The 12,715-nt window shown below is 38.0% G+C and carries 8 protein-coding genes, 2 pseudogenes and 1 riboswitch; of the genes and pseudogenes, 2 read left to right on the plus strand and 8 right to left on the minus strand.

Translation table 11 applies throughout. The features are described from left to right. Positions 1-65 precede the first annotated feature (65 nt). On the plus strand, positions 66-2,717 hold the full coding sequence (gene mgtA, locus NXX38_RS18410; protein WP_195650332.1) for a magnesium-translocating P-type ATPase: 2,652 nt from the start codon (positions 66-68) through the stop codon (positions 2,715-2,717). Positions 2,718-2,811: 94 nt separating this feature from the next. Here mgtA and NXX38_RS18415 read toward each other — a convergent pair. Further along, positions 2,812-3,862 (minus strand): annotated as a pseudogene (locus NXX38_RS18415) (ribonucleotide-diphosphate reductase subunit beta). A gap of 24 nt (positions 3,863-3,886) precedes the next feature. Continuing rightward, positions 3,887-6,406 carry a ribonucleoside-diphosphate reductase subunit alpha gene (locus NXX38_RS18420; protein ID WP_122137862.1) on the minus strand — a complete coding sequence of 840 codons (2,520 nt, stop codon included), beginning with the start codon at positions 6,404-6,406 and terminating at the stop codon, positions 3,887-3,889. Positions 6,407-6,467: 61 nt separating this feature from the next. Beyond that, positions 6,468-6,671, minus strand: a riboswitch (cobalamin riboswitch). Positions 6,672-6,840: 169 nt separating this feature from the next. Here NXX38_RS18420 and NXX38_RS18425 point away from each other — a divergent pair. Beyond that, positions 6,841-8,365, plus strand: a pseudogene (locus NXX38_RS18425) (TlpA family protein disulfide reductase). Positions 8,366-8,420: 55 nt separating this feature from the next. Here NXX38_RS18425 and NXX38_RS18430 read toward each other — a convergent pair. The 6 genes from NXX38_RS18430 to NXX38_RS18455 form a co-directional block, all read right to left on the minus strand. Continuing rightward, a complete protein-coding gene (locus NXX38_RS18430) occupies positions 8,421-9,149 on the minus strand; it encodes a DUF3990 domain-containing protein (protein WP_258980623.1) in 729 nt (242 codons plus the stop codon). Further along, a complete protein-coding gene (locus NXX38_RS18435) occupies positions 9,143-9,421 on the minus strand; it encodes a DUF3791 domain-containing protein (protein WP_148366735.1) in 279 nt (92 codons plus the stop codon). Before NXX38_RS18435 ends, NXX38_RS18430 begins: the two co-directional genes overlap by 7 nt. Before the next feature lie 194 nt (positions 9,422-9,615). Then, positions 9,616-9,972, minus strand: coding sequence for a hypothetical protein (locus tag NXX38_RS18440; protein WP_148366734.1), 357 nt, complete (start codon positions 9,970-9,972; stop codon positions 9,616-9,618). Next, a complete protein-coding gene (locus NXX38_RS18445) occupies positions 9,959-10,225 on the minus strand; it encodes a hypothetical protein (RefSeq protein WP_148366733.1) in 267 nt (88 codons plus the stop codon). Before NXX38_RS18445 ends, NXX38_RS18440 begins: the two co-directional genes overlap by 14 nt. An 82-nt stretch (positions 10,226-10,307) precedes the next feature. After that, positions 10,308-11,528 (minus strand): hypothetical protein, encoded by a 1,221-nt coding sequence (locus NXX38_RS18450; RefSeq protein WP_258980627.1) that lies wholly within the window; start codon positions 11,526-11,528, stop codon positions 10,308-10,310. Between the two features lie 707 nt (positions 11,529-12,235). Then, positions 12,236-12,706, minus strand: a complete 471-nt coding sequence (locus NXX38_RS18455) for an HU family DNA-binding protein (RefSeq protein WP_258980629.1) — start codon at positions 12,704-12,706, stop codon at positions 12,236-12,238. Between the last annotated feature and the right edge of the window lie 9 nt (positions 12,707-12,715).

Raw genomic sequence — 12,715 nt, forward strand, 5'->3', positions numbered from 1 at the left:
GAAGTCCTTCTTACTTTTGCATCGAATTAATAAATGCAGTTAGTAACTTAAAAAAATTAGAGAGTATGGTATGGAAGAAAAAACTGCGTTCATCACAGTACACATTCAATTCAGAGAAAGTCTTTTTGGTTGCCACACAACCCGGTAAGTCAATCTATTCATACTTGCAGACAACAAAGCTTGGATTAACGCTGGGAGAAGTGCAAGAGCGACAGTCTATCTATGGAAGAAACGAAGTGGTCCATGAACAAAAAAAGAACCCGTTTATACTGTTTATCAAAACGTTTATCAATCCTTTCATTGGTGTTCTGACCGGACTTGCCATTATATCCTTGTTTCTGGATGTATTGATGGCCGAACCCGGAGAACAGGAATGGACAGGGGTAATCATTATCTCATCCATGGTGATATTCAGCGCTATCCTGCGTTTCTGGCAGGAATGGCGAGCAAGTGAAGCTACGGATTCTTTAATGAAGATGGTAAAGAACACCTGTCTTGCCAAACGTGCCGGTGAACAGGAAGAAGAGATTGATATCACGGAACTCGTTCCGGGGGATATTGTGTATCTGGCAGCTGGGGATATGGTTCCCGCTGATATTCGGATCATCGATTCAAAAGACTTGTTTATCAGTCAGGCTTCATTGACAGGAGAGTCCGAGCCGATAGAGAAGTTTCCGGAGATACAGAGCCAACAGTTTCGGAAAGGAAGCGTCATAGAGTTGGACAATATTTGTTATATGGGTTCCAATGTGATAAGTGGCGCAGCAAAAGGTATTGTTTATGAAACAGGGAATAAAACATATCTGGGTACGATTGCAAAAAGTCTGGTTGGACATCGTGCCACTACAGCTTTTGATAAAGGTATTAGTAAAGTCAGCTTCTTGTTGATTCGCTTTATGCTGGTAATGGTTCCATTTGTGTTTTTCGTGAATGGTTTCACGAAAGGAGACTGGTTCGAGGCTTTCATTTTTGCCATATCCGTTGCAGTGGGGCTTACCCCGGAAATGTTGCCAATGATTGTGACTGCCAACCTTTCTAAAGGAGCGATAGCCATGTCCAAAAAGAAAACAATAGTAAAGAATCTCAATGCTATTCAGAATTTTGGAGCAATGGACATACTCTGTACTGATAAAACCGGTACATTGACTTGCGATAAAATCGTGCTGGAGAAATATATCAATGCAGATGGTAGCGACGACAACAGTAAACGTATTCTTCGTCATGCCTACTTTAACAGTTATTTCCAGACCGGTTTAAGAAATCTGATGGATAAAGCGATTCTTTCTCATGTAAGAGAGCTGAATCTGGAACATTTGAAAGATGACTACACTAAAGTGGATGAAATACCTTTCGACTTTACACGCAGAAGAATGTCTGTTGTGATAGAAAACAAGCAAGGAAAACGGCAGATCATTACTAAAGGAGCGGTAGAAGAGATTCTCGACGTTTGTTCCTATGCCGAGTTCAACGGGCAGATTCATCCCTTGACTGATGCTTTGAAAATCAAAGCAAAGATGATTAGTGAAGAAATGAATCAGCAAGGAATGAGAGTGTTGGCAGTCTCCCAAAAAAGTTTTATCGAGAAAGATTGTAATTTTGCCATCGAAGATGAAAAAGAAATGGTACTGATCGGGTATCTTGCCTTTCTTGATCCTCCGAAGCCTTCTGCAGTTGAAGCCATCGAACAATTGTATGCACATGGAGTAGCAGTTAAAATATTATCGGGAGATAATGATATCGTAGTAAAAGCCATCGCCCGGCAGGTAGGAATTGACACCAGCCATTTTCTTACCGGGATAGAAATAGAGAATATGAATGAAACGGTATTGAAGGAAGCGGTAAAGAATACCACTTTATTTTCAAAACTGACTCCATTCCAGAAGACACAAATCATCTCTCTATTACAGGAACAGGGCAATACAGTAGGATTTTTAGGAGATGGAATCAATGATGCAGGTGCCTTACGTCAGTCAGACATTGGTATATCTGTCGATTCTGCAGTGGATATAGCGAAAGAAAGCGCAGACATTATCCTGTTGGAAAAAGATTTGATGGTATTGGAAGACGGAGTGCTCGAAGGGAGAAAGACATTTGGTAATATCAATAAGTATATAAAGATGACTGCCAGTTCCAATTTTGGTAATATGTTCAGTGTGATGTTCGCCAGTGCATTCCTGCCGTTTCTGCCTATGATGCCGATACATCTGTTGATTCAGAACTTACTGTATGACATATCGCAGACAACCATTCCATTTGACCGTATGGACCCGGAGTTCCTGAAGAAACCCCGTAAATGGGATGCGTCCGATCTAAGTCGTTTTATGATTTATATAGGACCTATCAGTTCCATCTTCGATATTATTACTTATCTGGTCATGTGGTATGTGTTCAGCTGTAATAGTCCCGAACATCAAACACTGTTTCAGACCGGATGGTTTGTAGAAGGCTTGTTATCACAGACATTGATTGTCCACATGATACGTACCCGTAAGATACCGTTCATACAAAGCCGCGCCACATGGCCTGTAATGGGACTGACATTCTTAATCATGGCAATAGGTATTCTTATTCCTTTCACCGCTTTCGGACGTTCCATCGGGTTGACAGCTCTTCCTTTGAGCTATTTCCCCTGGCTGATTGGAATTTTGCTTTCTTACTGTATTCTGACGCAAATAGTAAAGAACTGGTATATCAGGAAGTTTGTGCGTTGGCTATAAGAAAATCAATGCAGCATAAAGAAAAAGGGTCTGTAACATAGGAAACTCTATGTTTACAGACCCTTTTTATGAATTAAGTCCGGAAAACAGACAATTACAAATCATCCTCAAGAGCCGTACTTTTGGCATAAGCTGTACTTTTGGCTTCAAAGAAATCTGTTTTCACCATGTTGGCATTTGAATATTGCGATACCCAACGCATACTTTCAGGTTCCTTTTGATTGTCTTCATACAAGATGCCATATCCCAGACTGCTCCAGCGAAGATTACCCAGATAATAGATATAATCAGCAATCATTTGCTCATTAAGTCCCTGAATATGATTACCTATCACATATTGTCCCCAGGCAATTTCCTGTTCCACTCCCTCACGCATCATTGCTTCATATACCTTTACTCTGTCCGGAGTGAACAATTCGGGTTCTTCTTTTTTCAGTTCCAGGATTATATTACGGAAAAGCCAAAGATGAGTATTCTCATCCCGGTTGATGTAACGGATTTCCTGTGCCGAACCGGACATCTTTCCGTTACGACTCAAATTATAAAAGAACATGGAAGCCACTGTAGAAATAGATACCCTCCAAAATATAGTTGGCAATCAACGTTTTCATGAGCGTATATCCATCCTGGCTTTCCTGAAACTCATTATAGCAGTTTCCTATGAAAGTATTCCTTTTCAATAGATGCTCGTCAGTTTTCCATTGATAGAGAATTTCATTCCGTTTTTCGGGACTGCATATCGAATCGAGCATATAGCTGTAACTCTGACTGTGCACACACTCCTGAAAAGCTTGTATATGCAGACAAAGGTTCACCTCATTGGCCGTGATATATTCACTGATAGTTGGCAGGTTGTTGCTCTGCAAGGAGTCCAGGAATACAAGAAAGCTCAAAATCTTATCATAGGCAGTCCGTTCTGTCTGATCCAGACGCGGATAATCTTTAATATCCTGCGTCAGATTGATTTCTTCCGGTATCCAGAAGTTATTCATGGCTTGGCGATACCAGTCGCTTACCCATTTATACCGCATATTATTGAAATCATTCAGATTTGTTGTATTTCCGCCAATCATTTTTCTAAGGCGGGTTTCAGTATCGCCCGACGGATTGAATAAGGCGTTCTTTTTTAGTTTTATAGTTCCCATTTGTTTTTATTTATTTTTGATTTCTTATGATGCACAACTTTCACATTCTTCCACTTCCAAGGATTTACTGCGGACATAATAGACCGTTTTCACTCCACATTCCCAAGCTAATAGGTAGAGATTAAGTACTTGTTTCATTGTAAAATCATTGGTAATATAAAGATTCAGACTTTGTGACTGGTCAATGTGCAGCTGACGAATACCGGCAGCACGAATACTCCATGTCTGGTCAATCAGATATGCACCTTTGTATATCCAGAATGTCTTGTCCGACAAGGACGGAGCTACCCGTGGAAGCATGGCCCCTTTCTTCTCTTCCAGAAAGAAACGTTTCATCACCGGATCGGTTCCGGCAGTGGTTCCGGCAATAATACTGGTACTGCTGGTTGGAGCAATAGCTAATAGATAAGCATTGCGCATGCCGTAATTAGCTACTTTTTCCGATAGTTCCTTCCAGGCAGATGAAGTATAGCCGCGTTTGGTGAAATAATCTCCGGTCTGCCAATCACTTCCCTCGAAATAGGTATATCTTCCTTTTTCTTTTGCCAGTTCTGCACTGGCTTCTATCGCAGCATAATTGATACGTTCAAACACTTTATCTATAAAGTTAAGATGTTCTTCACTTTCCCAACGAATTCCCCGTATGGCAAGTGCATGGTGATAACCGCTAACTCCAAGACCGATACTACGATAACGATGATTGGTTATTTGAGCATAAGGAATAGGGTAGAAGTTCAGGTCGATAACATTGTCAAGCGCACGAACCACTGTTGCTACCTTTTCTTTCATCAATTCTTCATCCTCCAACGGTAGATGCCCGAGAGAAAGACTGGCGAGATTGCACACGACAAAATCTCCGGGGCGAACCGTCTTTACTACTACCGTGTCACCATCTTCAGTACGAACTTCGGTAGAAACCGATTCAATAGCCGACATATTCTGTGCGATTTCCGTGCATAGGTTTGAGCAATAGATAATCCCCTGATGAGCATTCGGATTGGCACGATTCACTATATCCCGGTTGAATGTAAAAGGAGTACCTGTTTCTACAGCCGATCTCAATACCAGTCTGACTATATCCTTGATGCTAATGGTTCGTCTGGAAAGACGTGGATCATTCACGCAATCCCAATACCTCTTTTCCCATTCTTCCCCGTAATAATCTTCCAGACAATATCCTTTGATAGTCATAATCTCATTCGGACAAAACAAATACCACTGCTTATTCAAATCTTCTTTTGCCATTTGCCAGAACAAGTCCGGGTAGCATACGGAGGGAAATATATCATGAGCTTTCATGCGGTCATCCCCATTATTCGTACGGAGTTGAAGAAATTCCGGCAAGTCTTTATGCCATACATCCAGATATACAGCTACAGCCCCCTGACGCATTCCTAACTGATCGACGGCTACGGCAGTATCATTCACGAGTTTCATCCATCGGATTACTCCACCTGCCACACCTTTGAAACCTCGGATGTTTCCACCCGCAGCACGCACCTTCCCGAAATACATTCCCATACCTCCACCAAACTTGCTGACCATGGCAAAATTGTCTATACTGCGGTAAATGCCTTCCAAACTGTCAGGCACCGTATCAATAAAACAACTGGAAAGTTGATGATAAGGTTTACGGGCATTGGAAAGGGTAGGAGTTGCCATCGTTACTTCCAGCTTGCTCAATAAGTCATAGAACTTTCTTACCCATTGCAACCGATCGCGTTTCTCCGGCATGGCAAGATGTAAGGCTATCCCCAAGTACATTTCCTGCACAGACTCCATAGGTTCGTGTGAGTGAGTACGGATCAGGTAACGTTTGGAGAGCAGGTCCAGCCCTGAATAATTAAACAGTTTATCCCTTTCCGGACAGATAAATCCTGCAGCTTCTTCTATTTCCTGTTGTGAATAAGAATCCAGGATATAGCTGCCATATAAACCTTCATTCGTTAGATAACGTAATTTCTCATAGAATGAATGTATATCTGAAATTCTTGCCTGTTTTTCCTGCTTTTCTGTCAGTTGAAAGTTGAGTAACCGCGCGGCTATAAACTCCCAGTCCGGTGCTTCCTGCGTGGTCAGTTCTACCGCAGCTTTGACGAGTGCCGACAAGCGTTCGTCTGACGACATTTCCGGTTTGCAGAAACTGGAGAACTTTTCCGCCAACACAGTCAGACTATATTCATTACTGGTAAAGTCTTTCTGTATTTCCTTTAGCACATCCATTATTTGTGGATTGCCCGTCCCTGTGGTGATATCGTTGATCGCTTTTCTGCGCTCCGTGCGTTGCCAGCGATAGAGAATATAGTTTTTAGCTTCTGCATAAAAGCCATGCTCCATCAGGCAGCGTTCCACTTCATCCTGTATGCGCTCCACATTGCAGTTTGCACTATTACTATGTACAAACTGTTCTACTTCATTCACCATTTCCTGAATGGTTTCTTCTATTATTTCCTGGCCTGTACTGGCGAAGCTTTTTTTAATTGCAACGGCAATTTTCTCCCTGTTATAGGATTCCGTCGTCCCATTTCTTTTGGTTATTTGCATGAGAACTTTATAAAATATGTTGTTGTATAGTTTCGAACTGTATCCCTAATCCCACGAGTAGAAACAGTCTTTAATGAATGGCAGGTCTTCTGACTAACTCCCTTCCTGATCCCTTCCCGGCCTACAATTCACAGCCAGTGGCAAAAGTCTTTATCAGAAAGTTATAGAGATTCACAGCAGCGGGACTGTCCGGGATTTACACCCGGTTCCCTTTTAATCCAAAACAACCGAAAGGTCATCCGGAACCGATTCGGAAACAAAGATAATGAAAATTGTAATTAATACAATATTGTTTCCGTTTTATATAATATCATTTTGCATTATCTGATAATTGTGTAGTAAAGGTTTATTTAACAGGATACGATGTAAAATGCTGAATTTAATAGCTATATTCGCGTAAGTATTTATTAATACACCAATAACACCCTATGAGAATGAAACACTGCCTATTCGTTTTTTTGCCGATATTTATATTATTTATTAGTTGTCGGCAAAAAGTGCAAAGTAACTTTCAGCCGGATATTTCCAATCAGACAGAAACCGTTTATGATTTTCCGGAAGAATATGCTGAAGAGATTATTATCACAGGTAAAGTTTTGAACCGTGAATTTTATCCACAAGAAAAAGAACTGACACTTATTATTCCATTTTTCAGAGATATGGAAAATCAGTACCGTACTCCCATTCAAGAGGATGGTTCTTTCTATTTTACTTTTCCTGTTTATGCTAAAATACGGGAGGTTTCTATTCGTAACTATGCAGAGCATTTATATGTGCATCCGGGTGACAGTATCCATTTAGAGATTGATTTCAAGGATATGTTTCATCCTAAAGTAACAGGTGATGCGGAAAAATTGAATCAGGAGATATTGGCTTTTACAGAAAGCGGATATTATTATATGCGTGACTATGGTATCAGGCATGATTTGAGTGTCGAGGATTTTGAAGCAGAGCTAAAGAAAGAATATAATACACGTTTAGAACGCAGGGCCGAATATTTGCAGAAATACAATCCTATGCAAGATGTCGTCATGTTTACGGAGGAATTACTGAAACAGGATTATTATTATACGATCTTGGTTTATGCGAGCCAATGTCAATATCGGACAAGAAAAGAGTTCGCACGATATCACACGCTGTTGCCCGAAATCAATAAATTATATAAAAAAAGGAATATTATCAGCCCGCTTGTTTGATATAGTCGATTGGATAGAAAATTATATTCCTACAGGAATGGTTCTTAAAAACAAAGAATACCCAACGATAGATGATATTATGTCCGAAATAGGAGAAAATGAATTGAATCAATATTTATATACTAAAGTTACAGCTAATAGCCTTGAAGCTAATGATACAATTTCCCTCTCAAGAAAGCGTTCGCAATTTGACTCAATCGTAAAAATACCCCATTTGCAGGGACAAATAGCACAGATGTACAGGCAAACTAAAGCGTTCTTGGAGAATCCGCGGTCTGTTTCTGATAATTTGTTGTATGGCAAATACAATGAAAGTTCAAATACGTTAACTCCAATGTCGTATATGGAGAGCATATATAAGATTCTTGAAGAAAACCGGGGAAAAGTTATTTATCTTGATTTTTGGGCTACAACTTGTCCGCTTTGTTTGGCAGAGATGGAACCCTTGAAAAAGTTGCGCAGCAAATATTCAACGCAGGATCTGATTATTTATTCCATATGTTCGGGCGGTAATGATACCAAAATGCAATGGGAATTGTGTTTAGATAAATACTCGATGAAGAATCATGATATAGAATGTGTCTATGCTGCTGATTATATTGGACTGGAGAATTATCAGAAGATTACCAAACAGTTCAAAATTAATAGATTGCCATATTATATCTTGATAAACAGAAAAGGACAAATCATTGATTATGGTGCTGCTGCTCGTCCAAGTAATCCTAACCTTTTATTGAGAATTGAGGAAATCGTGAAACAATAACGGATAATATTCCCTTTATGCAGAACATTCTAATATAAAAAAGACAAGGTTAATATCAGCCTTGTCTTTTTTGTAGCTCTTTCATTAGTTCATCTACAATATATGCATCACTCATGAGATACAAATCTCCGAGTCGATGAATAACACGCTGATAACTGTCGCTATTATAGAATATTCCCAATGCTTGTATGTCTGAAATGTGTAGACGGGCAGCCAGTTGCTCTACAATACCATAATACTTACCTTGCATTACAATATCAGCATTAGCTACTTCTTTTGTAGGGGATGGCATAGGAATGGAAATAGCTTCAACAAAGTGTAAATGCTTGTCAATCACTTTTTGGTTTGTGATACAAATTTGATTGTTAGGTTCTTGATGAACCAGACGCGATAAAGCTTCTTCACGGGTATAATCGCCACGCATATAGAGGTCAATAGTACGTATCACACGATCATCTGCTATACCACCTTCTATGATATCATAATCCCTCCACATAGAACCTCCTTGCCTACAAGATACGACAAAATCAAGCCAATGCGCATCATATGCAGTAAAATGTAAGTAATGATAAAGAGTATTGCGGCAGGCTTCTATATCTAACGAATAGACATTAAGCCATACATTAGTTTCATGGCGAATATCAGCAGTGCGAAGTGCCCAGCGGAAAGCTTGCTCTTTTAAATCTGTAAGATAAAACCCAACCCCAAAATCAAGGTTTGGCCGACATACCCTTGCCAATGGCTGCTCTACACGACAAGTAGAACCATGATAAATGGTTAGCATGATTTGCCTCCTTCGTTTGTAGATATTTGAAAAGGTCTATAATCTTTTGGTAACCATTGTGGATCACGATGATAGATATATTCCAATAAAGAATCAACGATATACGCTTTTCCTTGCGTGTGCAAAGTATCATAAAAAGTCTTGATATAGTCGTCTAGTGCACCCAATTCCTTTAGTTTATTAAAAACCTCCGGACTATAACGGCCCAATCGTTCAGCAGTATTTTCAACACAATATATGATGAACTCCAATTGTTTTTCTTTAAGGGTCATACAATTTTCTCCTTTCTTATCATAATCATCCTATGATTAATATTAGCAAAGGTAGGAAAGTTCCTTCTTTTTTCCAATTATTCTGTATAGTATCTCATACTCATTAGTGAATATTAAAGCAATAACATCCCTTTATTCTTCAAAATGCACATAGTTCAAAGTCTTCAATGCCCCGAAGACATTGAGGGCTTTTTTTATTTATATACTTTCTTGAAACTACCTTTTGCAAATCCTTCACCAACTAAAGAATCAGGTGTGACTATTTCTAACAATAAATCAGACTGATCTGTTTTTATGCGAATCAGATTTCCATCTTTTTCATAACTGGTTGCAAAGTCAAATCCAAAGATGCCATCTTTGATTACAACTGTTGAATTTCCTTTAAAGGTAAAAGATTGATAAAGAGCTCTATCTGAATCTGAAATATATGTTCCGTTAAGAACAATTTCTTTTGTTTCGTCAAGAACTAATTCTTTTTTGAAAGGATTGATATCTTTGCATGATACAATGCCTACCAACATAATTAATAAAAAATACTTAGTTTTCATCATTATTTTTATTTGAGTATAATTTCCGACAGAGAATTCTCCATTCTTCTTCTTGAAAAATTCTCTCTTTACGTTTTTCATCAGTTTCCCCTAAGCAAAAAATGATAAAAGCAGTATAGATTGGAGTTATAAGAATTGATAGAAAGAACCAACCCATTACACTTCTACCTCTTGTTTCTGCCATTTGTGCAGGTATAACGCAAATCAATATATAAATAAGAAATATAATAAGACAAAATGCTACAATAGTATCCATGACATTTTTTTATAAATGTGAATTATCTGCATTGGAATTTAGACTTGATTTTACATAGCCCCTAAAGCTATCGCTCCGCCTATTAATACAACATTGCCACAAATGATACCAAGAGTCTTCCATGTCTTTTTAGCTTTTTGAGGATCTTTTCCTTGAAGCGTCTTTTTACATCTTTAGTTACAGTAATAGGCTTTATAGTATATTGTCCATCATAATTGCTGTATTCAATTGCTTGAAAACCATTTTTGATAATATTACTTTGACACCACTCCTGTATTTCTTTTGGAACAGTCTGATAATATTTGAGCTTACCTTTTTTCCTCTCAACTCCATATATTCCTTTTTCTAATGGTTTAGTCTTAATGTCTACTTTTTCAATATAGAAAATATGATTTTGATATTTATAATAGTTCGTACCATTTATTGTACAATAGTGTGACGCTTTTCTATGTAGAAAATCTAAATCATAATTAATAATTTCTTTATCTATTTGGACAATATTTGTTTGAAGGGAATCTATATGAATTAGTACATCTGTAGTGGTTTTAATTTCTTTCTTTTGCGGCTTTGCCAATACATCCCAATATTCTGAATCTTTTAAAAGTTTATTTTCAAAATAAGTACAAACCTGTTCTTTTATATTCTGTCTATTTGCTGTTGATAATATATTTATAACTTCCTCTTCCTTTCTTTTAATCTCTTTTTCTTTTCTCTCAAATTCTCTCTTTTCCCATTCTTGCTTTCTTTTCTCTCTTAGTAACTTCTCTTCTCTTTCTTGTTCTGATTTATTCTTTATTGGAAACACTTCTACAAAAGTATATGGCATTTGTGGTATATATCCTTCTTTAGATGTTCTCATATTTTTAAAATAAACACTAAACGAAAGATCTTTACTATAAGTGTATTCGTAGTTATATCCTATATTATTCAAAAATGCATCTAAGTTCTTTGAGGATTTAATTAAACATTTACCTTTATATATCAGACCTTCTTTAATATCTATACCCACTATTGCATCACCAATATAAACATACTTTTCATTTAATTCATCATATCCTTTTAAAGACACAAATAAAGAATAAGCAGGAGGATTCATTGGATGGGCAAGTTGAATAAAAAATGAATTCCCCTTTCTCTTCACAAATTTCAACACATCATTAACTTCTAGTACCATGTTATTAGTGTATTGGTTGATTATACCAAATTTATCATACGTATAAGTAACTTCTTTTTCCTGCGCATTAACACTATTCAAGACTATAGTCATGAATAAAATAAAAAATGCTATAAACATTTTTCCCATAATAGTATTGTCTGATAAATGCCCGCAGCTTCCCGAACCGGACGGTTCTATAATAAAAAGATTGACAGAATATATATAAAAAAAGCGCGGGAATCTGTACCTGTCACTCGTCCCACACTTCAAGGCTCTCGCATCGCCCAACCTGTCTGAACGAGCAACGCAGAAGCCCACGCCGATATGTATAACAAACTAAGTATACTTTTATTTCACAGCACACTTAGGGGTATAGACATATCCCGTAGACATCCACCGCTGCTTTGTTTTTGACAGGTTTTTCAAAACTTGCGAGATTCTGAAGTGTCAAAGACAAAACGTCAAGTAAACGTCTTTCTTTATATAATCCATTTCCCACACCACCCTAACCTCACGAATTGAGGTATCGGCGTGAGAAACGTTACAAATATATGCAAAAAAATGTAATTAGAATTATTTCTAAACTATATTTTTCTTTTTCCAAGAAAAACAGTAGAAAGAATGGGAGGGCAGTAAAAGGGAATATAAAACAGGTCTCTGATTCTTTTTATCCGAAAAGATTACTCAAACATCAATGTTAATGGCAAATCTACCGTTAGGCAACCATAAATTTATCATTGCCCAACGGTGAATTTGCCATCAGGCAACGACAATTTTGCTCATTATCGTTCGAAATGTCAAAAAAATAAGGAAGGCTCAATGAGCTTTCCTTATTTAAAAAGGCTAAAAAAGAGTTAAGCAGCAGGGTCTGGGGCTTCCCCTCCTGAATTTCCTCCTGATGACCCACCATTATCGCCATCTTCGGTAATTGTAGCTCCATCTCCGAACAGTTCAACACTTGCTCCACCAAGCATTGCCTTAAATTTACTTCCCGGAGTAAATACGATTTTTCGCCGAATGATAGTATGTGCATTCACATCATCCTCCTTATCCTGACTCTCTGCATTGATTGCTGGACGAAATGAACCAAATTCATCCAGTTTAACCGAAAAGCCCTCTTCTAAAAAAGAAACCATAGTGTCCTGCAGTCCTTTTAGCACCACATCTACCATAGAACGGTGAATACCGGTTCGCTGATTGACTTCATTACACAGCTTCTTATAATTAAGGCTTCCCGCAAGTACATTAGCGGCTACATACTTTTCGACTTTGTTTTCTTTGTCGAAACACAATACAATTTTTTTCTTCTTATACCTAAGACTCATTTTAAAAAT

The sequence above is a fragment of the Bacteroides sp. BFG-637 genome (assembly GCF_024793605.1).
In the GTDB taxonomy this organism is placed as follows: Bacteria; Bacteroidota; Bacteroidia; order Bacteroidales; family Bacteroidaceae; genus Bacteroides; species Bacteroides vicugnae.